The organism is Kribbella jiaozuonensis, from assembly GCF_005233875.1.
Lineage (GTDB): Bacteria > Actinomycetota > Actinomycetes > Propionibacteriales > Kribbellaceae > Kribbella > Kribbella jiaozuonensis.
The window spans coordinates 285,336-306,496 of record NZ_SZPZ01000002.1; the positions used below are offsets into that span (position 1 = coordinate 285,336).

The following is a 21,161-nucleotide window of genomic DNA, read 5'->3' on the forward strand; positions in this document are numbered from 1 at the left end:
AAGGGCCGAACGCGCCAGCCCTCAATCCGCGTGTCTCAATCCTCGACCCGTGATCGAATAGCGCGGTGTTCCTGACGCTTGGTACCGACCTGACCGGAGTAGCCGCGCCCGCGAGTGATTTCGGGTTCCTGTTGCACAAGAACCCGGCCCGCCCGCAGGCGATCGAGGTGACCGGCGGATCGGCCCATGTCTTCTACCCCGAGGCGACCGACGAGCGCTGTACGGCGGCGGTCCTGCTCGAGATCGACCCGATCGGACTGGTTCGGTCCGGCCGCGGCAAGGTGGCGGAAGGGTTCACGCTCGGGCAGTACGTGAACGACCGCCCGTACGCCGCATCGAGCCTGCTCGCAGTGGCGCTGGCGAAGCTGTTCCGGACCGCGATGAACGGCCGCTGCGACGCGCGTCCTGAGCTGGCCGCCCGCGAGATCCCGCTGGAGATCCACGTGCCGGCGCTCCCGTGCAGCGGTGGCTCCGAGCTGGCCGAGCGCTTGTTCGCGCCGCTCGGCTGGAACGTCGACGCGCGCCCGGTGCCGCTCGACCCGGAGATCCCGGCGTGGGGCGATTCGCGGTACGTCGACCTGCGGCTGACCGGCGTACTGCGGCTGGCCGATGCGCTCAATCACCTGTATGTGATGCTGCCCGTGCTGGACGACGCGAAGCACTACTGGGTCGGCTCCGACGAGGTCGACAAGCTGGTCCGGGCCGGCGAGGGGTGGCTCGCGGCGCATCCCGACAAGGAACTGATCTCACGCCGCTATCTCGCGCACCGGCGGTATCTGGCTGATGCGGCCCTCGAGCGACTCGTCGAGGTCGATGGCGTGGAGCTGGCTGACGAGTCGTCGGATGAAGGCTCGGTGTCGCTGGCGGTCGAGCGGCGGGGTGTGGTGGCCGGCGTACTGCGTGAGCTGGGCGCGCGACGGATCGCGGATATCGGCTGTGGCGAGGGCGCGCTGGTCGGCGAGCTATTGAAGGACCCGATGATCGGCGAGCTGATCGCGACGGACGTGTCGGCGCGCGCGCTCATCAGGGCCAAGCGACGGCTGCACTACGACGACCTGCCCGACCGTCAGCGCGACCGGCTGCGTTTCCTGCAGTCGTCGGTCACGTACTCCGACGAGCGCCTCGCCGGGCTGGACGCGGTCGTGCTGATGGAGGTCATCGAACACGTCGACCCACCACGCCTGCCTGCCTTGGCGTACTCCGTCTTCCACACCGCCCGCCCGGGTGCCGTGGTGATGACCACTCCGAACAGCGAGTACAACATCCGCTTCCCATCCCTCCCCGCGGGCAACTACCGCCACCCCGACCACCGCTTCGAGTGGACCCGCACCGAGTTCGAAACCTGGTCCCACGAAACAGCCACCCGCTACGGCTACACGGTCGAGTTTCGCCCGGTCGGCCCGACCGACCCCGAGGTGGGTCCGCCGACCCAGCTAGCCCTTTTCCGACGGGAGGATGCCCGATGAAGATCGACGTACCAGCGCTCTCCCTCGTGGTCCTCGTCGGGGCGAGTGGGTCCGGCAAGTCGACGTTTGCGCGCAAGCACTTCCTGTCTACCGAAGTCATCTCGAGCGACTTCTGTCGTGGGCTGGTGTCGGATGACGAGAACGATCAGGCGGCGACCAAGGACGCCTTCGAGGTACTGAACTTCATCGCCGGCAAGCGCCTCGCGGCCGGGCGGTTGACGGTGATCGACGCGACCAACGTGCAGCCCGAGGCCCGCAAGGAGTTGGTGAACCTCGCGCGGGAGTACGACGTACTCCCGGTGGCGATCGTGCTGGATCCGCCGGAGCGCGTCTGTATCGAGCGGACCGAGCAGCGCGCCGACCGGCAGTTCGGGGCGAAGGTCATCACCCGGCAGCGGTCGCAACTGAAGCGCGGCCTGCGCAATCTCAAGCGCGAAGGCTTCCGGACCGTTCACGTACTGAACACCGTCGACGAGATCGATGCCGTCAGCATCGAACGGACCCGGCTCTTCAACGACCTGAAGGACCGGACCGGTCCGTTCGACGTCATCGGCGACGTCCACGGCTGCCGTCCCGAGCTCGAGCAGCTGCTCACGGAGCTCGGCTACACGATCACCCGCGACGGCTCCGGACGACCGGTCGACGCCGTACACCCGGATCGCCGTGCCGTGTTCGTCGGCGACCTCGTCGACCGCGGCCCCGACACCCCCGGCGTACTCCGTCTCGTCATGGGAATGGTTGCGAACGGCAACGCGTACTGCGTACCCGGCAACCACGAGGACAAGCTGCTCCGCGCGCTCCGCGGGAAGAACGTCAAGATCAGCCACGGCCTGGAGACCACCCTCGAGCAGCTCGCACTCGAGCCTCCCGACTTCCGCGATGAGGTGGCCGAGTTCATCGACGGGCTGATCTCGCACTACGTGTTCGACGGCGGCAAGCTCGTCGTCTCCCACGCCGGCCTCGTCGAGCGCATGCACGGTCGCGCCTCCGGCCGGGTCCGCTCGTTCTGCCTGTACGGCGAGACGACGGGGGAGACCGACGAGTTCGGGCTGCCGGTCCGCTACCCGTGGGCGAACGACTACCGCGGTCGCGCGATGGTCGTCTACGGCCACACCCCGACACCCGAGCCGGAGTGGATCAACAACACGATCTGCCTCGACACGGGCTGCGTCTTCGGCGGATCCCTGACCGCACTGCGCTACCCGGAGCGCGAGCTGGTCTCGGTCAAGGCGGCCGAGGAGTACTACGCGCCGGCCAAACCGTTGCACGTAGCAACGGCTCCCGCGCGCGAGCCCGACGTACTCGAGCTGACCGACGTCACCGGTCGCCGCGTGATCGAGACCGCGACGCACGGGCGCCTGAGTATCCGCGCCGAGCAGGCCGGTGCGGCGCTGGAGGTGATGAGCCGGTTCGCGATCGATCCGCGGCACCTGCTGTACCTGCCGCCGACGATGAGCCCGGTCGCGACCTCGCCCGAGCCCGGTCTGCTGGAACACCCGCGGCAGGCGTTCGAGACGTACCGCGCACAAGGTGTCACCGAGCTGGTGTGCGAGGAGAAGCACATGGGTTCACGGGCAGTCGTGCTGCTGACACGGGACGACGACGTCGCGGAGAAACGGTTCGGTCTCGCCGGCCGGGGTGCGATCCACACCCGCACCGGCCGGTCGTTCTTCGACGCGGACCTGACCGACGAGCTCCTGCTCCGACTGCGCCGCGTCGCCTCCGATGCGGGCATCTTCGAGGAGCTCGACACGTCCTGGCTGCTGCTCGATGCGGAGCTGCTCCCGTGGAGCGCGAAGGCCGAAGACCTGCTCCGCAACCAGTACGCCGCTGTCGGCGCGGCCGCCCGCATGTCGTTGCCCGCAGCAACCGCCGCACTCCGGTCCGCCGTCGACGCCGGGCTGGATGTCGGCGAGCTGCTGGCGTCGATGGAGCGTCGTACGACGAACGCCGCGAGGTTTACCGAGGCGTATCGACGGTACTGCTGGCCGACCGACGGGCTCGACGGGGTGCGGCTGGCGCCGTTCCAGGTGCTCGCGTCCGAGGGAGCGACGTACCAGGATCGACTGCATGCTTGGCATCTTGACGTCGCCGACCGGATGGTGGCCAAGGGCCCGGAGCTGATCACGCAGACCCGGCGGCTGTTCGTCGACGCGGACAACTGGGACGCCGGGATCGCTTGGTGGGAGGAGCTCACCGGTGCCGGGGGAGAGGGTATGGTCGTGAAGCCGGCCGCGAACCTGACCCGCACCGCGAAGGGTCTCGCCCAACCCGGTCTGAAGGTGCGCGGCCAGGAGTACCTGCGGCTGATCTACGGCCCCGACTACACCGACCCGGCCAACTTCACCCGCCTCCGCGACCGCAACCTCGGCCACAAGCGCTCCCTCGCCCTCCGCGAGTACGCCCTGGGCCTGGAGTCCCTCGACCGAGCCGCCCGCGGCGAGCCCCTCTGGCGCATCCACGAATGCGTCTTCGCCGTACTCGCGCTCGAATCGGAACCGATCGACCCACGACTCTGACCGCTGTCCCCGCAGGCAGAAAGAGGCTTCATGACCAGCTACACGATTCCAGGTATGCATGTCCGTGAGCACACCGTCGACGTACCGGTCGACTGGTCGAACCCTGGCGAGACGATCACGGTCTTCGCCCGCGAACTGGTGGATCCGACCCGCAAGGACGAGGACCTGCCGTGCCTGCTGTTCCTGCAGGGCGGTCCGGGCGGGAGGGGTCCGCGGCCGATCGGTGTGACCGGGTGGATCGGGCAAGCGCTGAAGAAGTACCGGGTCGTGCTGATGGACCAGCGGGGTACAGGTCGGAGTACGCCGGTCACCCGCCGGCGGATCGCGGCGATGTCGGCCGAGGAGGGCGCCGACTACCTCGCGTGCCTGCGGGCGGACTCGATCATCGCCGACGCCGAGCACCTGCGGAAGACGGTCTTCGGCGCCAAGCCGTGGTCGACGCTGGGGCAGAGCTACGGCGGATTCCTGACGCTCACCTATCTCTCCAAGGCGCCTGAGGGTCTGACTGCGTGCTACGTGACCGGCGGGCTCGCGTCGATCGATCCGTCGGCGGCCGAGGTGTACCGGCGTACCTATCCGCGGGTCGAGGCGAAGAACCGCGAGTTTTACCAGCGCTACCCGCACAACGTGGAGCGGGTCGGTGCGATCGCGGACAAGTTGGCGGCTGACGACGTGCGGCTGCCGGATGGCGACCGGCTGACGGTACGCCGGTTCCAGACGCTCGGAATCGCCTTCGGGATGAAGCCTGGATACGAGCGCATCCACTGGCTGATCGACGAAGCGTTCGACGGTGACGAGCTCTCGGACACCTTCCTGGGACAGGCTCTCGACTTGTCGTCGTACCTCGAGGAGCCGTTGTTCGCCGCGTTGCAGGAGAGCATCTATGGATCCGGCGAGGGCGCGACCGGATGGGCGGCCGACGCGGAGCGGGCGCGGCGTCCGGAGTTCGCCGAGGACGCGCGACCGCTGCTGTTCACCGGCGAGATGATGTACCCCTGGATGTTCGAGGAGATCCGCGGGCTGCGACCGTTCCAGGGCGCGGTCGAGCTGATGGCGCAGCGGCCGAGCTGGCCCGAGCTGTACGACCTCGACCGCCTCGCGGCGAACGACGTACCGGTGGCCGCCGCGGTCTACTTCGACGACATGTACGTCGACTCCGGGCTGCAGCTCGATACCGCGGGGCGAGTCGGGAACCTGCAGGCGTGGGTGACGAACGAGTACGAGCACGACGGCCTCGGGACGGACCGCGTCTTCGAACGCCTCACCGAACTGGTCGCGTCGATCGGCGGAGGCCCTCAGAGGAGCTGACGATGGAGTGAGTCGGCAACAAACTTCTCGAACTGCTCCGGAGTCCAGCCGGACTCGTCGACCAGCTCCTGATACACACCGGGCGCCGCGAGCGCGCGGTAGACGGCCTGCGCCTGCTTGAGCGGGATCCGTAGATCAGCCTCCAGCGAGGCGATCATCGCATCCATCACTTGGTTGCGCCCGGCAAGCTTCGAGCGCAGGAGCGCTTTGGTTTCAGGGCTTTCGTCGGTCGCGGCCTCGAAGATCAGCACGACGTCGAAGCCGGCCGCGTACAAGTTGGTGAGCCAACCGGCCGCGCCGCGGAGACGGTCTGCCGGGCCCTCGATCGCAAACACCTGCTCGGCCCGCTCGAGTGCGCCGGCCTCACTGAGCCACTGGTCGCAGATCAGCGACAGGATCTCCCGCTTGGTGCCGAACGCCGAGTAGACGGTCCGCGTCGCGACACCGGCCTCCTTGGCGATCGCGTCGATGCTCGTCGCGCCGTACCCCTGCGCGGCGAAGAGCGTGCGGGCCGCGCGGGCGATCCGCAGGCGGGTCTCTTCCGCCTGCACCTGGCGATAGGACTTGACAGCCTCGGGCATGTCGGCACACTATCACTGTGTTCAGTGCAGTGACACTGCATCGAGTGCACTGCTAGTGCAATCTCTTTGAGGGGGAATCATGGAAGGACCACGTGAGGTGCTGGAGCGGATCCTGCACGAGGGGTTCGCGACCGGGAACGACGCGATCGTCGACGAGCTCTGCGCGCCGGACCTGGTCGAGCACCAGTTCCGGCCGGGCCAGTCCGGCGGCGAGGCCCGCGAGCAGGTGAAGGCCGCGATCCGGCAGGTGCACGAACTGATGCCGGACATCAAGTACACGCTGGAGGAGTCGGTCGTCGTCGGCGATGTCGTCTGGGCCCGAGGCCGCGCACGAGGAACCGCCACCGGCGCCTTCTTCGGCCCACCCAGCAACGCCCCGATCGACATCGCCCTCTTCGAGATGGCGCGGGTCGTCAACGGCCAGATCGTCGAACACTGGGGCTGCCCGGACCGCTTCGCCCTCCTCGAACAAACGGGCGCCCTGGCACGGCTCTGACAGCTTGCGGCCATCCGGTCCGCCCCGGGGCGGACCGCTGGAAGGCTGCGGGAATGGGTCAACTGCGGTGGTCGGGCGTGATTCTGACGACGTTGCTACTGGCGGGGTGTGGCGACGGCGGTTCAAGTGTCTGGTCGGACGAAGGTTTCACCTGCGACGGCGGACAGTTGCTCGGGTACGACGTGCACAGGACCGCGATCACGTGCGGATCACGAAGTCTTGAGGGCCTGCTTCGCAGTAGTCGCCGCGTCGGCGCCGTATGCGGTGGTGAGGCGGTCCAGGAAAGTGTCGTGGTCGAGCGTGTACTCCTGGGTGCCGACCGTTTCGAGGACCGTGGTGGCGAGCGTGCAGCCGAGGTGGGCGGCTGACTCGTGGTCGAGGCCCGAGGCACGGCCGGTGAGGTAGCCGGCGCGGAAGGCGTCGCCGCCGCCGGTCGGGTCGACCAGGCCGGGAGCGGGCACGGCCGGAACCTTCGCCAATACGCCGGTCGTGTCCTCGATCACCACGCCGTCGCCGCCGCGAGTGGTCACGCGGACGCCGACCCGCTCGAGGATCTCGTTGTGGCTCCAGCCGGTCTTCTGCACCATCAGGCCGGCCTCGTACTCGTTGCTGAACAGGTACGCCGCCCCGTCGATCAGCCGACGGATGTCCGTACCCTCCATCCGCGCCAGCTGCTGTGACGGGTCCGCCGCGACGGCGATCCCGTGCTGCTTGGCCAGCTCGGTGTGCTTGATCATCGCGTCCGGGTCGTCGGCCCCGATCAGCACCAGGTCGACGCCGCCGGTGGCCTGATGGATGGCGCCCAGGTCGAGCTCGCGCGCCTCGGCCATCGCGCCGGTGTAGAACGAGGCGATCTGGTTCGCGTCCTGGTCCGTCGTACAGGTGAACCGCGCGGTGTGTACGTTCTCGCAGACGCGGACATGCGACACGTCCACGCCGGCCTCCGTCAGCGCCGCGCCGTACTCGGCGAAGTCGGCGCCGACCGACCCGACGAGCACCGACCCGAACCCGAGCTGGGCCATGCCGTAGCAGATGTTCGCGCCGACGCCGCCGCGGTGCACCACCAGCTCGTCGACCAGGAAGGACAAGGAGACCTTGTGCATCTGCTCCTCGAGGAACTGGTCCTTGAACCGGCCCGGGAACGTCATCAGGATGTCGGTCGCGATCGAACCGGCGACGGCGATGCGCATACGGAATGCTCCCTCGGGTGGGGTCGGTGTACGGCCAACAGACAGCCAATAGAGACTACAGGCGACCGAACAAATACACGGAGGGCGGGAATTCATGGGCCATCAGGTACCGGTGACCGAGGAACTGCACGACTACATGGTCGCCCACGGCATGCCGCTGGACGAGATCGCGACCGAGCTGCGCGCCGAGACCGAGAAGCTCGGCAGCCCCGCGGGGATGCTGACCACCGCCGACCAGGCCGGCCTGCTGACCACGCTGACCCGGCTGATCGGCGCCCGCCGTGCGGTCGAGATCGGCACCTTCACCGGGTTCTCCGCGCTGGCGATCTCGCGCGGACTGCCGGACGACGGCGAGCTGATCTGCCTGGACGTCAGCGACGAGTGGACCTCGATCGGCCGCAGGTACTGGGAGCGGGCCGGCGTCGCCGACAAGATCGACCTGCGGATCGGTGACGCGCACGACTCCGCGGCGAAGCTCGACGGCGAGTTCGACCTGGCGTTCGTCGACGCCGACAAAGACTGGTACATCAAGTACTTCGAGACCGTGCTGCCGCTGATCCGCCCGAACGGGCTGATGCTGTTCGACAACACGCTGGCCGGCGGCCGGGTGATCGACGCGGACGGCCCGGCCGACCGCAAGGAGTTCAACGCACACGTCGCGCAGGACGACCGCGTCGACGTGATCATGCTCGGCATCGGCGACGGGCTGACGCTGGTCCGGAAGAAGTGAGCTGCACTAAATGAGCAAGAAGGCGGCGCCGCGGCTGACGGTCACGGACCTGCAGCACAAGTACGGCGACCGGCCGGTGATCGAAGGCCTGACCTTCACGCTGGCCGCGGGACAGGCGATCGCGCTGGTCGGACCGAACGGCGCCGGCAAGACGACCGTCCTGAAGTGCATCGTCGGTTCGGCCGAGCCGGCCGCCGGGAAGATCCTGCTCGACGGTCTGCCGATCGACGAACGGGCCGAGGTCGTACGGCGTGACGTCGCGACGCTGCTCGACGATCTGGACTTCTTCCCGGACCTGACCGCGGCCGAACATCTCGACCTGCTCGCCCGCGCGCACGGCAACGCGTCGCCGGAAGATCTCGTCGACACCACGCTCGACGACATCGGCCTGCTGCCGGCCGCCGACCAGCTGCCCGGTTCGCTGTCGTCCGGTCAGCGCCGTCGCCTCGCACTGGCGACGGCGCTGGTCCGGCCGCGCAAGCTGATGGTGCTCGACGAGCCCGAAGCGCGGCTCGATACCGACGGCGTGCAGTGGTTGTCGAACCGGCTGATCGAGGAGAAGAAGTCCGGTACCTCGATCCTGTTCGCCAGTCATGATCCGGCCCTGGTCGAGACGGTCGCCGACTCCGTCGTGACGCTGACGCCGCTCCCATGAGCTCAGCGGACGGCCCTGTTGTCTTCGATCCCAGCGACTTCGGGGCGATCCCGACGTCTCGGTCGTTGCGGCAGTGGATGCGCACAACCCGGCGACGGCACGCGGATCGATCGTTCTGGCAGATCTTCGAGGACGTGTACCTGGTCCTGTTCACGCTGGCGATGGTCGGCGCGACCGCCGGCAACGTCGTTCGGCACCTGAACTCGAACGCGGCGCAGTGCGCGTCCTGGACCTGCGGCGAGCTGACGCACTGGATGCCGTGGATCCTCGTACCGTTGCTGTTGGCAATCACTCTGCGGATGCTGCTGGCGGTCGGTCCGGTGTCCGCGTCCCGGGCCAGTGGTTTCTGGCTGCTCGCGACGCCGGTCAACCGGGCGGGGCTGCTGCGACCGGCGTACCGGCTGGTGGTCGGTTCTGTGGCGGTGATCGGGTTCCTGGTGGCGGCGATCATCTGGGCGCTGCTCGGGCGACGGTTCGTCGATGTGCTCGAGGGTGCGGTGCTGATCAGCGCGCTGCTGGTCTGCGCTGTGATCGCGACGGTCTGGGCGCAGCAGACGGCCCGACGTTCCCGGTGGACGCTCCGGGTGGCGGACCTGCTGCTGGCCGCGGCCGTGGTGCCGACGCTCGTGCTGGCGCTTCAGCCCGACCCGACCAAGGGCGCCCAGGTGGCCAACGTGGTGCTCACCATCGGCGACGTACAGGACAACAACCTGGGCGGCCCGAGTGGGCTGCAGCTCTTCGTGACCTTTGCAGTGGCTGTTGTGGTGTGCGTCGGGTTGACGACCGTGACTTCGCGGACGCTCGACCGGCTGGGGCGGTCGAGTGTGATCGCCGGTGGTGAACTGCTGGCGGGGCTTGCGGGTGCGGCGAGCAGTTTGGATATCAGCATGCTGGGCGACGTGATCGCCGGGCGGCACTGGCGGTTGAAGGGGCGGGTGCGGTCGCGGCGCGGCATGGGGTCCCGCGGTGGCGCGATCGTGCAGCGGGAGTTCTTCCGGATCCTGCGCTGGCCGCGGCGGCTCGTGATCGCGGGTGCCTTGCTGGTCGTGCCGTACGCCGTCGCGGGCGCGGGGTTCGACGTACTCGTTCCGATCGCGGCCGCGTTCGCCGGGTTCATCGCCGTACGGCCGATGCTCGATGGACTGCGGACGGTCTGCCGTTCGACGGGTCTGGCGCGGGCAATGGGGATGGATCTGCGCGATCTGCGTGTGGTGATGGCGGTGGTTCCGGGGCTGTTCGCGGTGCTGTGGGCGGGGCTCGCGTTCCCGGCGATCGGCAGTCTGTCGGCGACGTTCGCGGTCGCGGGCGGGGTGATCTCCGGTGCGGTGCGGCAGGCGTCCGCGCGACCTCCGACGTACGCCGGTCCGCTTGTCGCCTCGCCGATGGGTGCGATCCCGCCGGGGCTGTTCTCCCAGCCGGCCCGCGGGTTCGACCTGCTGATCCTGTGTCTGGCGCCGGTGCTGCTCAACCTGCCGCCGCTGTGGGTCGTCGCGATCCCGGCGTTCGTCCTCACCGTGATGTTCTCGGTCCGCCCGAAAACTGACTGATCCTCGACTTGGCTTATCTTGGCGTGGACAGGTACCTTGTCTCGCATGGTAGCCGAGAAGGTCTTCACGCAACTGCGCCGCGGGACGCTGGAGTTCTGCGTCCTGGCGCTGTTGCAGGGAGAGCCTCGTTACGGTTTCGAGTTGGTCAAGGCGCTGAGCGAAGTCGACGGGATGGTCACGACCGAGGGCACGATCTACCCACTGCTGGCCCGGCTGCGCCGTGAAGGCCTGGTCGAGACGAGCTGGCAGGAGTCCGGATCGGGCCCGCCGCGGCGGTATTACACCTCGACACCCGAGGGCAGCCAGGCGCTGGCCGCGTTCACCGCGGACTGGCGACGGTTCTGCACCTCGGTCGACAAGATCTTAGAGAGTGGGAGACGGGGATGAGCATGGAACTGGACAGCGATCGCCTGATCGACGCGTACCTGAACGAGCTGGCCGCTGAGGCCGCGGAGTTGCCGGCCGGACGGCGCGACGAACTGCTCGCCGACGTCCGGGCGCACATCGCCGAGGCGCGCGCGGAGGGTGCCACGTCCGAGGACGAGATCCGCGAGATGCTGCAGCGGCTCGGCCGGCCGAGAGAGATCGTCGCCGCCGCGACCGAAGGCCTGGTGCAGGTCGAGGTGCCGCCGCGACTGCGTCCGCGGGACTTCGTCGCGCTCGGGCTGCTGCTGGTCGGGCCGTACCTGCTGTCGGCCAGCGTGATCGTGGCCGTCGTTGCCTGGGGCATCGGCCTCGGTCTGCTCTGGACGTCGAACCGCTGGACGACAACCTGGAAGCTGATCGGCACCTTGAGCTGGCCCCTCGGGTACGCCGCGGCTATTGCCCTGGACACATTCCTCCAGGCCCCGATCTGGCTCAGCCTCCTGGCCGACTCAGTGATCTCCCTCGGCCTGATCCTCGCCCTGGCCCTGAACGCCCGCCCCCCACGTCAGGCCTCGTAGATCAACCACTTGCAGCTTCAGCAGGAACCGGTCGCACTACCTAAACAGGCCCCACCGACAACTGTCGGTGGGGCCTGTTGCGTCGTGTTAGGCCTTGTCGTCGACCGTGGGGAAGGGGTCGAGGTCGGGGAGGTTTGGTTCGGGGTCGGTGGTGGGGTCGGGGCCGGGCGGCTCCTGGGTGGGGTCGCCGTCTACTTGGAGGCTTTTGGGGGCGGTGGCCCAGACGGCGGCGGCTGCGCGGGCGGCGTCGGCGGCGTCGGTCTGGCGTTCGTAGTTCTTGATGTCGAGTGCGTACGCCTTCACCACCGCGGTCAGGTCGCGGCGCAGCTGCTTGTGCACCCAGAGGGCGTACGCCTGCGAGCGTGCCTCGATGAAGTTCTTGAGTTCCTGCATCTGGGCAGGCGTCATGTCGTCGTCCTCCGAATGGCCAGGGGTGAATTCGCCGCGGGCGATCGCGGCACGGGCGGGGTCGCCGGGGCAGTCTGTCGGCTCCGGGCGGACCGCGGAGTGCGGCCGGATCGCCGTACCGCGGGGGTAGAGCCTGCGGAAGTCGGCGATCACCGCGCGGGTGGTCGCCTTCATCGCGGCGGACGGCTGCTCGCCGGTGACGAGCACCAGCAGGATCGCGCCGTACCGCTCGTTCACGTCGTTGTCGCCGTTCGCGCCGGACTGGGTCCGCAGCCCGCGCAGCGTCCAGGCCCGCCCGGACTGGTCGACCGCGACCTGGTACGCGATGTCGGACCAGCCGCGGCTGTCCATGTGGTAGTCCTGCCACCCGCGCAACGCGGACGCGACCGCCGCCTGGGTGTGGATGACCTTCGTCGAGCCGGTGCCCGGCCAGTGGATCACCGCGCCCTCGACCCGGGACACGGTCAGGTTCCCCGGTCCGCCGGCTTTCGGCGGTCGCGCATTCCACGCGGACCGGGGCAGATAGTTGACCATCGATGCTCCTCACGTGCCTCACAGCGCCACATACCCACCGCTGGCGCTCGGTAATCAACCGATCACACTGGGCACGCGGCAGTCAAGCGGTGAGCAGCATCCTTTCAGCTCACTGGCGCAGCAGGGGCAGGAGTTGGTCGCCGATCCGGATGGTTTCTTCGCGGTACGGCGTGTCGGAGAGGATGAAATGGGTGATGCCGAGGTCGCGGTACTTGTTCAGCGACTTGGCAACCTCGTCGGGGGAGCCGACCAGCCACGTCGTGCCGGCGCCGCCTCCGCCGTACTTCCCGGGAGCCGTGTAGAGGTTGTCGTCGAGGACCTCGCCGCGCTCGGCCAGGTCGAGCAGGCGCTGCTGACCGACAGCCTTGAACCAGCGGCGGTCGCGATTGCCCTGCGCCTCGGCCATCTTCGCGACCTTCGCCTCCGCGTCGGCCCACGCCTCGTCGGCCGTGTCGCGGACCAGCGTCGTGATCCGCAACCCGAACTCCAGCGGCGCATGCTCGCGCCCGAGCTCTTTCTCGAGATACCGCAGATGTGAGATCCGCTCCGCGATCCCGTCCAGCGGCTCGCCCCAGAACAGCTGTACGTCGGCATCGGTCGCCGCTACCCGCTGCGCCGCGTCCGACGCCCCACCGAAGTACAGCCGCGGATGCAACCGCCCTTCCCGTACGACGGGACGTGTCGCGACCGTCGATCCGGTCACCGAGAAGTACTCGCCCGCGAACGTCACGTCCTCCTCGGTCCACAACCGCCGTACCAGTTGGAGGAACTCCTTCGTCCGGGCGTAGCGCTGCGGCTGATCGCCCTCGCTGTCGCCGTACGCCGCGAGGTTGTCCTGGCCGGAGACGATGTTGATCAGCAACCGCCCCCCGCTGAGCTCGTCGAGCGTGCTCGCCGACGACGCGAAGTGCGCCGGGTGCCAGTAGCCGGGCCGGATCGCGGCCAGCGGCTGGAAGGTCGTCGTCCGCGCGGCGAGGGCGGTCGCGACCGTGAACGTGTCCGGCCGGCCCCACCCCGTGCCGAGCAGGGCGCCGGACCAGCCGTGGTCCTCGGTGAGCTGCGCCAGCTCGGTCAGGCGCTCGATGCTGTTGTGTCCCTGGACGGTGTCGTCGCCGCGGTGACCGGGGGCAACCTGGTTCGGGATGTACCAGAGGAAAGTCATGGAAATCAGCTTAAGTTCACTCGATTAGTCGACTTAGGATGTCTTGCTGGTCAAGATGGCGGTGCCGGGGCGACTCTGGAGAGATGGACGAGCCACTGACGGCGAAGGAGCGGGCGGCGCAGGGGAAGGCGGTCCGGAAGGAGGTACCGCTCGAGTCCCATGCCGAGGTCCGGCTGAGCCCGACGCGGGACCCGGTCGGGCTCCTGCTCACCCAGGCCGAGGGGCGGGTGCCGGAGCTGGTGCCGATCCGGCACGGCCGCATGCTTGTCTCGCCGTTCACGTTCTACCGCGGTGCCGCGCTGGTGATGGCGGCCGACCTCGCGGAGACGCCGGCGACCGGGCTGCAGGTGCAGCTGTGCGGAGATGCGCATCTGTCGAACTTCGGTGCGTACGCGTCGCCCGATCGGCGGCTCGTGTTCGACGTGAACGACTTCGACGAGACGCTGCCGGGACCGTTCGAGTGGGACGTGAAGCGGCTCGCGACGAGTTTCGTCGTGGCCGGGCAGGACAACGGGTTCGACGCGAAGAAGTGCCGCGAGGTGGTGCTGAGCGTCGTACGGACGTATCGCGAGACGATGCGCGAGTTCGCCGGCCAGCCGATTCTTGCGGTCTGGTACGCGCGGCTGGACATCGAGGACACGGTCGCGCGGTTCAAGTCCTCGCTGCCGTCGGGTCAGCGGAAGGGGCTGAAGGCGGCGCGCGGGAAGCTCGCGAAGGCGTACACGCGCGACAGCATGCAGGCGATCGGCAAGCTCACCACGACCGTCGACGGCCACCGGCGGATCGTCTCGAACCCACCGCTCGTCATGCCGATGAACGAGTTGGTCAACCTCGACGGGGCGCTGGTGCTCTCTCGGCTGCAGAACCTGGTGAGTGGTTATCGACGCACGCTCCAGCAGGACCGCCGTCATCTGCTTGATCACTTCCGGCTCACCGATGTCGCGCACAAGGTCGTCGGCGTCGGGAGCGTCGGCACCCGGGCGTGGATCATGCTGCTGGAGTCGACGGTCGCCGACGAGGCGTTGCTGCTCCAGGCGAAGCAGGCGGGTCCGTCGGCGTTGTCGTCGTACGCCGGATCGTCGGAGCGGATGAACCAGGGGGAGCGGGTCGTCGTCGGCCAGCGGATGATGCAGGCCACCAGCGACATCTTCCTCGGGTGGATGCGCGCGGACACCGCCGACGGCGAGCAGGACTACTACGTCCGCCAGCTCCGCGACTGGAAGATGTCCGCCGACATCGAGAGCCTCAGCCCCGACGCCATGACCCTGTACGCCCGGCTGTGCGGCTGGACCCTCGCCCGCGCCCATGCCCGCTCCGGCGACCGGTTCGCCCTCGCCGCGTACCTCGGCAAGTCCGACCGCTTCGACCAGGCGGTCACCGACTTCGCCAGCACCTACGCCGCGCAGAACATCCTCGACCACGAGACCTTCGCCAAGGCCGTCGCCGACGGCCGGGTCGAAGCCCGGACCAGAGTTTGATCAGGTCCCGTTGTAACGCATCGTGACGAGAACACGATGTAGCGGCCGACAGGGTCGCGCTCTGTGACCCGATCATAGGGGGGAATACTCGTGGGACAGCAGATCGTCCTGCCGAGCCGTGCGGGAATGCCGGTCGCGCAGGGAATGCAGATGAAGCTGCGTCACCCGGTCGGTGTCTGGCTCGGGCTGCCGTTGATCACACTCGGGATCTATCACCTGGTCTGGTACTACAAGATCCACAAGGAACTCGCGCACTTCGACCGCCGGCGCGTGGTTCCGGTGGCCGGCCCGATGCTGGTGCTGCTCTTCCTGAGCTGGACCCTGGTCGCGCCGATGATCTCGTACTTCCGGACCGGCAAGCGGATCGCGGAGGGTCAGCGGGCCGCCGGGCTGCCGGTTACCTGCAGTGCCGGGATCGGGTTGTTGCTGATGTTCGTGTTCGGTCTGGGGACGCTGTACTACCAGCTCGAGCTCAACAAGGTGGTCAACTCGTACGGCGACGCCCCAGTGGGTACGCCGATCTCGCTGTACGTCTGACTCATCGCTGCGACTTGTCGGCGTCAGTAGTAACGCCTGTTGGACTCCTGCGCGGGAGCGTGATCTGGTGGCTGGAAACGTTCCCGTCTTCTAGGAGGGTGTTATGCCGCAGGCAGCGCAGCGTTCGTTGGGTGCAGGGGGAACGGCGGTCAGTGCGCTGGGCATGGGGTGTTGGGCGATCGGGGGACCGCATGCCCGGCAGGGGAATCCGGTCGGTTGGGGTGTCATCGACGACGGTGAGTCGAAGCGGGCGCTGCAGCGCGCGTACGAGCTGGGGGTGACGTTCTTCGACACCGCCGACGTGTACGGCTGCGGCCACAGCGAGAAGCTGATCGCGGACGCGCTCGGCGACGTCCGCGACGACATCGTGATCGCCTCCAAGGCCGGCTACACGTACGTCGAGGAGACCCGCGAGGCGCCGGGTGAGAACGGCGACCCGGACTACATCCGCTGGGCCTGCGACGAGTCGCTCCGGCGGCTGAACACGGACCGGATCGATCTGTACCAGTTCCACCTCGGCGGGTACGACCTGGCCAAGGCGGACGACGTACTCGCCGTCTTCGAGGAACTGGTTGCCGCGGGCAAGGTTCGCGCGATCGGCTGGAGCACCGACGACCCGGAGCGGGCGGCGCTGTTCGCGAAAAGCCCGCACTGCAAGGCGATCCAGCAGCACTTCAACGTGTTCGGCGGGAACGCCGACGTCCTGGCGTTGTGTGAGGAGAAGGGGCTCGCGAGTATCGTCCGCGGTCCGCTCGGGATGGGTCTGCTGACCGGGAAGTTCGACCAGGACAGCAGCCTGCCCGAGGACGACGTACGGCACGGCTGGAACTTCCGCACCGGCGACCAGGCTGAGTCGTTGCGCCGCCTCGACGCGATCCGCGACGTACTCACCTCCGACGGCCGGACGCTCGCGCAGGGCGCGCTCGGCTGGCTGTGGGCGCGTAGCGAGGCGTTCGTCCCGATCCCCGGGTTCAAGACGGTCGCGCAGGTGGAGGAGAACGCCGGCGCCCTGCAGCACGGTCCGCTGACCCCGGCGCAACTGGATGAGATTGCCACGATCCTGGGCCATTGACATCGTTGTCTGGTGCGACGACGATACATCCTCGGAAGCTCGGTGAAACGTTTCCAAGCCGCTCGAGGAGATCCGCCCATGGTCTTGCACCGTCGTACCTTCCGTCTGCTCGTGGCCGGGGCGGTGACGCTGGCGATCGGGCTGGGGTCACCGCCGGCCGGCGCCACTCCGCCGCGTGCCGACGGCCCGACCGCCACCGCGCGCGCCCGCGTCGCGGCCGACGAACTGATGAGCTCGTACGAGCCGAACAAAGCCTGGTTCCCCTCGAGTTGGTGGAACTCCGCGGTCGCGTTGCAGACCATCGGCGACTACATGCAGCGCACCGGCGACCGGCGCTACCTGCCGCAGCTGGACAACACGTTCGAGAAGGACAAGGGCAAGTTCCCGGCCGGCTACCTGTCCGGTGACGAGCTGCTCGGCAACTTCACCAGCCGTGCGATCGACGACTCCGAGTGGTGGGGTCTGACCTGGATCCAGGCGTACGACCTGACCAAGAACCGCAAGTACCTCGACATGGCGGTCAAGATCGCGGAGTACGTCGAGGGCTACTGGGACCCGAGCACCTGCGGCGGCGGTGTCTGGTGGAACGGCGAACGCACGTACAAGAACGCCGTCACCAACGGCCTCTGGATCCGCCTCACCGCCGAGCTGCACAACCGCATGCCGCACGACAAACGCTGGCTCGGCCGCGCGCAGGAGGGCTGGAACTGGTTCACCGCCAGCGGCATGATCAACTCCGCCGGCCTGGTCAACGACGGCCTGCGGGACGACTGCACGAGCAACGGCGACACGGTCTGGAGCTACAACCAGGGCCTCGCGATCGGTGCAGGCCTCGAGCTCTATCGAGCCACCCACGACAGCAAGATCCTCCCAACAGTCCGGCGATTGGCCGACGCGGCGATCGCTCCTGGCGGCCTGGTCACCGACGGCGTCCTCACGGAGTACTGCGATGCGCCGGGCCGGACGTGTGACGACAACGGCAAGCAGTTCAAGGGCATCTTCATGCGCTACTGGATGGACCTCGCCGACACCACCCGCGATCCGCGCTACACCGCCTTCGTCGCGCAGCAGGCCGCTGCGGTCTGGGACAACGATCGGGACGCGTCCGACCGGCTGGGGGAGCGGTGGTCCGGCGCCGAACCGAACGTCTTCGACTGGCGTACCCAGGCCAGTGCGCTCAGCGCCCTGATCGCCGCCGTACCCACGTCGCCGCCGTCCCGATCGTTGTCCGCGACAACCAATCCGGCCTTGCCGGTGATCATGCCCGCGACCGGTAGCGCGACGCATGTGAAGGTCACTGTCGGGCTGCAGGCGACCGGGACGGGTCCGCTCCAGGTCGTGGTCCGCCCGTCCGCTCCTTCCGGATGGACCGTGACCCCGGCGCGGAAGACCGTCACGCTGCGCCCGCACGGTAACGCCGTACCAGTGCACGCCTCCGTGGACCTCGACGTGACGATCCCCGCCGGCACCGCGGACGGCCTCCACTCGGTGACCGCCACCGCGACCTCCGGATCGCTGTCGTTCAGCACGCGGTCGGACATCCTGATCGCGCACACTGCCGACTTCGACACGGGTACGGCGGCCGAGACCCCGTGGCTGTACGACGCGGACGGTTCGCAGAGCAACGGCGTACAGAACCGGTTCGCTGACGGGCACTCGTACTTCGTCTACCGCTTCCCGTTCCCGTCCGACACGACCTCGGCGTCGGCGACCCTGACGATCGACAACGAGTTCGTCGTCCAGGTCAGCGGCGACGGGCAGACCTGGACCACGGTCGCGACCGAGACCAACCCGTACCACGACGGCGAGAACAAGGCCGCCCGCACGTTCGACCTCACGCAGTACCTCGGCGCCGACAAGGCCGGGTACGTACGAGTCTCGGACTCGTTCCCCGACGACGGCTGGGGCGGCCGCGTCTACCACGTCACCGCGACGTACAACTAGGCGGCAGCGCGATCGGTGATCGTCCGGCGGCGCAACGACGCGTCGAGGATGGCCGGGGTGTCGTAGTCCATGTCGAGTCGGCCGACGTCGGTGCCGGGCGGGACGATCTTGTCGAGCTGGTCGAGGATGGCGTCATCGAGGGTGACGTCCATCCCGGCCAGTGCGTCGTCGAGATGCTCCATGGTTCGCGGGCCGATGATCGCCGACGTGACGCCCGGGTGCGCGATGGCGAAGGCCATGGCGAGGTGGGTCAGCTTGAGCCCGGCCGCGTCGGCGACCGGGATCAGCTGCTCCACGACCTCGAGCCGCCGCTCGTCGGTCATGTGCTTGAAGATCGCCGTACGCCGAAGATCCGCCGGCGCCCGCCCGGTCAGCTGCCCCTGGGCGAGCGGGCTCCAGACCAGCGCACCCATCCCGTACTTCTGCACCATCGGCAGCACCTCGCGCTCGATCCCACGATTGAGGATCGAGTACGGCGGTTGCTCGGTCCGGAACCGCTCCAGCCCACGACGTTCCGCGACCCACTGCGCCTCGACGATCTCGCTCGCGGGCGTCGCCGACGAACCGACCGCGCGTACCTTCCCGCTGCGGATCAGGTCGGTCAACGCGGACAGGGTCTCCTCGATATCGGTGTCCGGATCGGGCCGATGCATCTGGAACAGGTCGATGTAGTCGGTCTGCAGCCGGCGCAGCGAGTCCTCGACCGCGGTGATGATCCAGCGCCGCGAGTTGCCGCGCTGGTTGGGGTCGTCGCCCATCGGCAGGTGCGACTTGGTGGCGAGGACGACGTGCTCGCGGCGGCCCTTGAGTGCCGCGCCGACGATCTCCTCGGACTCGCCGTGCGAGTAGAAGTCGGCGGTGTCGACGAAGTTGATCCCGGCCTCGAGCGCCTTGTCGATCATCCGGAGCGACTCGTCGCGGTCGTTGTTGCCGACGGCACCGAACATCATCGCGCCGAGGGCGTACGGGCTGACCTTGATACCGGTCCGGCCGAGTGTGCGGTAATGCATGCTTGTTCCTCCTTGGGATTGCCTCCAGGCTTGCTGCCGGACCGACGGGGGAGAAGGCCCACTTCATCCACGGACAGGTTGTCCCTGGATAGGCCTTGGGGCGTCGCGGATGATGGACCGTGTGATCGATCGTGACGGCCTGGCCGACTTCCTCCGCCGGCGCCGGGAGGTGCTGCACCCGGCCGACGTCGGGCTGCCCGACGGCGCACGCCGCCGTACGCCGGGACTGCGGCGCGAGGAGGTCGCTCAGCTCGCCGGTATGTCCACGGACTACTACTCGCGGCTGGAGCAGTCCCGGGGCGCGAACCCGTCCGAGCCGATCGTCGCGAGCCTGGCCCGCGCCCTCCGCTGCGACCTGGACGAGCGCGACCACCTGTACCACCTGGCCGGCCTCAACCCGCCGCTACGCCGGGCCGGTCGCCATATCCCACCCGGCATGCTCGCGCTGGTCAGCCGTCTGACCGACATTCCGGTGGTCATCTGCACGGATCTCGACGAGGTCCTCTGGCAGAACGCGTTGGCTGACGTCGTCGTCGGCCCGCTCGCCGCCGAGGGCCGGGCCCGCAACCTCACCTGGCTGTGGTTCACCGATCCGGCGATCCGGCGGATCTTCCCCGAGGAGGACTGGGACGTCCACTCGGCCTCGCACGTCGCCGACCTGCGCGCGACGTACTCCCGCCGGATGGGCGACCCCGACATCACCGAGCTGGTCGACGACCTCACCGCTCGCAGCGAGGAGTTCCGCGAGCTGTGGCAGCTGCACGAGGTCGCCGTACGCCGCCTGCCGCGCAAGCGCTTCCTGAACCGCGAGGTCGGCGATCTCGACCTGACCTGCGAGACCCTCCTGACTCCCGCAGCGGACCTGCGCGTCCGCGCCTTCCTCCCGATCGAAGGCACCGACGCCCGCGAGAAGCTGGACCTCCTCCGCGTGATCGGCACCCAGAGCTTCGCCTAGCGGAGCCCGTTCACGAGAAGCGCGAGCAGGCGCTCGGTCTGCTCGCGCTGCTGCTCCGGCTCGGCAGCGATCACCGCGCCGGCCATCGCCGCGACCACGTCATCCGGTCGTACGTCGGACCGGAAGATCCCCGCGGCCACCCCGGCGTCGAGGAAGTGCGCGACCGCGGCGGTGAGCCGGGCGCGGGTGTCCGACTGTGTGATCGCACCCGAGGCGACCATCGCGCGTAGTGACATCCCCATCGCCCGCTTGGAGTCGACGAAGTCGAGGTAGCGGTGCATCCACGCGAGCAGGCGTTCGTCAGCCGGTCCTGTGGCGGCCATCTCGGGAGCGGCGTCGCAGAGTCGCGTCAACTCCTGGCGGTAGACAGCCTCGAGCAGCGCCTCCCGGTTGGGGAAGTGGCGGTAGAGGGTGGCAACGCCGACCCCGGCCCGCGCCGCGACCCGATCCAGCGACAGCCGCACCTCCGACCCGTCGCGCGCGGCCAGGGCGAGGTCGGCCAGCTCGTCGCCGGCCGCGACCACGACCTGCTCCCGCTTCCGCGCAGCATCCGCCCGCATAAGTGGAGAAACCTCCAGTTAGTGCTATCGTCGACCCATAAGTGGAGAAACCTCCATTTCTCACT

At 68.5% G+C, this 21,161-nt stretch carries 20 protein-coding genes; 14 read left to right on the plus strand and 6 right to left on the minus strand.

Going from position 1 to position 21,161, the window contains the following annotated elements:
• Positions 1 to 65 precede the first annotated feature (65 nt).
• The 3 genes from FDA38_RS12985 to FDA38_RS12995 are packed head-to-tail and all read left to right on the plus strand — an operon-like array spanning position 66 to position 5,293.
• The gene (locus FDA38_RS12985) at positions 66 to 1,466 is read left to right on the plus strand and encodes a 3' terminal RNA ribose 2'-O-methyltransferase Hen1 (RefSeq protein ID WP_137254288.1); all 1,401 of its coding nucleotides are present in this window, start codon (positions 66 to 68) and stop codon (positions 1,464 to 1,466) included.
• Positions 1,463 to 3,985, plus strand: coding sequence for a polynucleotide kinase-phosphatase (locus FDA38_RS12990; RefSeq protein WP_137254289.1), 2,523 nt, complete (start codon positions 1,463 to 1,465; stop codon positions 3,983 to 3,985). The genes FDA38_RS12985 and FDA38_RS12990 overlap by 4 nt, the downstream gene beginning before the upstream one ends.
• Before the next feature lie 30 nt (positions 3,986 to 4,015).
• Positions 4,016 to 5,293, plus strand: coding sequence for an alpha/beta fold hydrolase (locus FDA38_RS12995; protein ID WP_137254290.1), 1,278 nt, complete (start codon positions 4,016 to 4,018; stop codon positions 5,291 to 5,293).
• On the opposite strand, the gene FDA38_RS13000 is transcribed toward FDA38_RS12995, so the two are convergent.
• Positions 5,281 to 5,874: a TetR/AcrR family transcriptional regulator gene (locus FDA38_RS13000; RefSeq protein ID WP_137254291.1), complete on the minus strand. Its 594-nt coding sequence runs from the start codon at positions 5,872 to 5,874 to the stop codon at positions 5,281 to 5,283. The genes FDA38_RS12995 and FDA38_RS13000 overlap by 13 nt on opposite strands.
• 79 nt (positions 5,875 to 5,953) lie before the next feature.
• On the opposite strand from FDA38_RS13000, the gene FDA38_RS13005 reads away from it, so the two are divergent.
• Positions 5,954 to 6,370, plus strand: coding sequence for an ester cyclase (locus FDA38_RS13005; protein WP_137254292.1), 417 nt, complete (start codon positions 5,954 to 5,956; stop codon positions 6,368 to 6,370).
• 209 nt (positions 6,371 to 6,579) lie between these two features.
• Here FDA38_RS13005 and FDA38_RS13010 read toward each other — a convergent pair whose 3' ends face one another.
• On the minus strand, positions 6,580 to 7,560 hold the full coding sequence (locus FDA38_RS13010; protein ID WP_137254293.1) for a carbohydrate kinase family protein: 981 nt from the start codon (positions 7,558 to 7,560) through the stop codon (positions 6,580 to 6,582).
• A 94-nt stretch (positions 7,561 to 7,654) separates the two neighbouring features.
• Here FDA38_RS13010 and FDA38_RS13015 point away from each other — a divergent pair, with 94 nt between their 5' ends.
• Genes FDA38_RS13015 through FDA38_RS13035 form a run of 5 tightly spaced genes read left to right on the plus strand, consistent with a single transcriptional unit; the run spans position 7,655 to position 11,436 of the window.
• Positions 7,655 to 8,290, plus strand: coding sequence for an O-methyltransferase (locus FDA38_RS13015; RefSeq protein ID WP_137254294.1), 636 nt, complete (start codon positions 7,655 to 7,657; stop codon positions 8,288 to 8,290).
• Positions 8,291 to 8,300: 10 nt separating this feature from the next.
• Complete coding sequence (locus FDA38_RS13020) at positions 8,301 to 8,945, plus strand: ABC transporter ATP-binding protein (RefSeq protein WP_137254295.1); 645 nt, start codon at positions 8,301 to 8,303, stop codon at positions 8,943 to 8,945.
• Positions 8,942 to 10,492 carry a DUF6297 family protein gene (locus FDA38_RS13025; protein WP_137254296.1) on the plus strand — a complete coding sequence of 517 codons (1,551 nt, stop codon included), beginning with the start codon at positions 8,942 to 8,944 and terminating at the stop codon, positions 10,490 to 10,492. The genes FDA38_RS13020 and FDA38_RS13025 overlap by 4 nt, the downstream gene beginning before the upstream one ends.
• A gap of 45 nt (positions 10,493 to 10,537) precedes the next feature.
• Positions 10,538 to 10,879, plus strand: a complete 342-nt coding sequence (locus FDA38_RS13030; protein WP_137254297.1) for a PadR family transcriptional regulator — start codon at positions 10,538 to 10,540, stop codon at positions 10,877 to 10,879.
• Positions 10,876 to 11,436 carry an HAAS signaling domain-containing protein gene (locus FDA38_RS13035; protein WP_137254298.1) on the plus strand — a complete coding sequence of 187 codons (561 nt, stop codon included), beginning with the start codon at positions 10,876 to 10,878 and terminating at the stop codon, positions 11,434 to 11,436. Before FDA38_RS13030 ends, FDA38_RS13035 begins: the two co-directional genes overlap by 4 nt.
• A gap of 87 nt (positions 11,437 to 11,523) precedes the next feature.
• Here FDA38_RS13035 and FDA38_RS13040 read toward each other — a convergent pair whose 3' ends face one another.
• Together FDA38_RS13040 and FDA38_RS13045 are read right to left on the minus strand one after the other, a co-directional pair.
• Positions 11,524 to 12,378, minus strand: coding sequence for a peptidoglycan recognition protein family protein (locus FDA38_RS13040; RefSeq protein ID WP_137254299.1), 855 nt, complete (start codon positions 12,376 to 12,378; stop codon positions 11,524 to 11,526).
• A 109-nt stretch (positions 12,379 to 12,487) separates the two neighbouring features.
• A complete protein-coding gene (locus FDA38_RS13045; protein ID WP_233714686.1) occupies positions 12,488 to 13,540 on the minus strand; it encodes an LLM class flavin-dependent oxidoreductase in 1,053 nt (350 codons plus the stop codon).
• Between the two features lie 83 nt (positions 13,541 to 13,623).
• On the opposite strand from FDA38_RS13045, the gene FDA38_RS13050 reads away from it, so the two are divergent.
• The 4 genes from FDA38_RS13050 (at position 13,624) to FDA38_RS13065 (ending at position 18,571) form a co-directional block, all read left to right on the plus strand.
• Positions 13,624 to 15,018, plus strand: coding sequence for a DUF2252 domain-containing protein (locus tag FDA38_RS13050; protein ID WP_137254301.1), 1,395 nt, complete (start codon positions 13,624 to 13,626; stop codon positions 15,016 to 15,018).
• Between the two features lie 150 nt (positions 15,019 to 15,168).
• On the plus strand, positions 15,169 to 15,555 hold the full coding sequence (locus FDA38_RS13055; protein ID WP_233714687.1) for a DUF4234 domain-containing protein: 387 nt from the start codon (positions 15,169 to 15,171) through the stop codon (positions 15,553 to 15,555).
• Positions 15,556 to 15,658: 103 nt separating this feature from the next.
• The gene (locus FDA38_RS13060) at positions 15,659 to 16,627 is read left to right on the plus strand and encodes an aldo/keto reductase (protein WP_137254302.1); all 969 of its coding nucleotides are present in this window, start codon (positions 15,659 to 15,661) and stop codon (positions 16,625 to 16,627) included.
• A 78-nt stretch (positions 16,628 to 16,705) separates the two neighbouring features.
• Positions 16,706 to 18,571 (plus strand): glycoside hydrolase family 76 protein, encoded by a 1,866-nt coding sequence (locus tag FDA38_RS13065; RefSeq protein WP_137254303.1) that lies wholly within the window; start codon positions 16,706 to 16,708, stop codon positions 18,569 to 18,571.
• Here the strand turns inward: FDA38_RS13065 and FDA38_RS13070 are convergent.
• Entirely contained in the window at positions 18,568 to 19,581 is a 1,014-nt protein-coding gene (locus FDA38_RS13070) for an aldo/keto reductase (RefSeq protein WP_137254304.1), read from the minus strand. The two genes, FDA38_RS13065 and FDA38_RS13070, sit on opposite strands and share 4 nt — an antisense overlap.
• A 112-nt stretch (positions 19,582 to 19,693) precedes the next feature.
• Between FDA38_RS13070 and FDA38_RS13075 the strand changes: the two genes are divergently transcribed.
• Positions 19,694 to 20,536: a helix-turn-helix transcriptional regulator gene (locus FDA38_RS13075; protein WP_233714796.1), complete on the plus strand. Its 843-nt coding sequence runs from the start codon at positions 19,694 to 19,696 to the stop codon at positions 20,534 to 20,536.
• On the opposite strand, the gene FDA38_RS13080 is transcribed toward FDA38_RS13075, so the two are convergent.
• Entirely contained in the window at positions 20,533 to 21,096 is a 564-nt protein-coding gene (locus FDA38_RS13080; RefSeq protein ID WP_137254306.1) for a TetR/AcrR family transcriptional regulator, read from the minus strand. The genes FDA38_RS13075 and FDA38_RS13080 overlap by 4 nt on opposite strands.
• Positions 21,097 to 21,161 lie beyond the last annotated feature (65 nt).

Bases quoted from the DNA above. Each gene is read 5' to 3' on its own strand.
- FDA38_RS13075 (WP_233714796.1), top strand. From the start codon at position 19,694: ATGGACCGTGTGATCGATCGTGACGGCCTGGCCGACTTCCTCCGCCGG.
- FDA38_RS13080 (WP_137254306.1), bottom strand. From the start codon at position 21,096: ATGCGGGCGGATGCTGCGCGGAAGCGGGAGCAGGTCGTGGTCGCGGCC.
- FDA38_RS13070 (WP_137254304.1), bottom strand. From the start codon at position 19,581: ATGCATTACCGCACACTCGGCCGGACCGGTATCAAGGTCAGCCCGTAC.
- FDA38_RS13000 (WP_137254291.1), bottom strand. From the start codon at position 5,874: ATGCCCGAGGCTGTCAAGTCCTATCGCCAGGTGCAGGCGGAAGAGACC.
- FDA38_RS13060 (WP_137254302.1), top strand. From the start codon at position 15,659: ATGCCGCAGGCAGCGCAGCGTTCGTTGGGTGCAGGGGGAACGGCGGTC.
- FDA38_RS13030 (WP_137254297.1), top strand. From the start codon at position 10,538: ATGGTAGCCGAGAAGGTCTTCACGCAACTGCGCCGCGGGACGCTGGAG.
- FDA38_RS13045 (WP_233714686.1), bottom strand. From the start codon at position 13,540: ATGACTTTCCTCTGGTACATCCCGAACCAGGTTGCCCCCGGTCACCGC.
- FDA38_RS12995 (WP_137254290.1), top strand. From the start codon at position 4,016: ATGACCAGCTACACGATTCCAGGTATGCATGTCCGTGAGCACACCGTC.
- FDA38_RS13055 (WP_233714687.1), top strand. From the start codon at position 15,169: ATGAAGCTGCGTCACCCGGTCGGTGTCTGGCTCGGGCTGCCGTTGATC.
- FDA38_RS13035 (WP_137254298.1), top strand. From the start codon at position 10,876: ATGAGCATGGAACTGGACAGCGATCGCCTGATCGACGCGTACCTGAAC.
- FDA38_RS13005 (WP_137254292.1), top strand. From the start codon at position 5,954: ATGGAAGGACCACGTGAGGTGCTGGAGCGGATCCTGCACGAGGGGTTC.
- FDA38_RS13050 (WP_137254301.1), top strand. From the start codon at position 13,624: ATGGACGAGCCACTGACGGCGAAGGAGCGGGCGGCGCAGGGGAAGGCG.
- FDA38_RS13010 (WP_137254293.1), bottom strand. From the start codon at position 7,560: ATGCGCATCGCCGTCGCCGGTTCGATCGCGACCGACATCCTGATGACG.
- FDA38_RS13015 (WP_137254294.1), top strand. From the start codon at position 7,655: ATGGGCCATCAGGTACCGGTGACCGAGGAACTGCACGACTACATGGTC.
- FDA38_RS12990 (WP_137254289.1), top strand. From the start codon at position 1,463: ATGAAGATCGACGTACCAGCGCTCTCCCTCGTGGTCCTCGTCGGGGCG.
- FDA38_RS13025 (WP_137254296.1), top strand. From the start codon at position 8,942: ATGAGCTCAGCGGACGGCCCTGTTGTCTTCGATCCCAGCGACTTCGGG.
- FDA38_RS13065 (WP_137254303.1), top strand. From the start codon at position 16,706: ATGGTCTTGCACCGTCGTACCTTCCGTCTGCTCGTGGCCGGGGCGGTG.
- FDA38_RS13040 (WP_137254299.1), bottom strand. From the start codon at position 12,378: ATGGTCAACTATCTGCCCCGGTCCGCGTGGAATGCGCGACCGCCGAAA.
- FDA38_RS13020 (WP_137254295.1), top strand. From the start codon at position 8,301: ATGAGCAAGAAGGCGGCGCCGCGGCTGACGGTCACGGACCTGCAGCAC.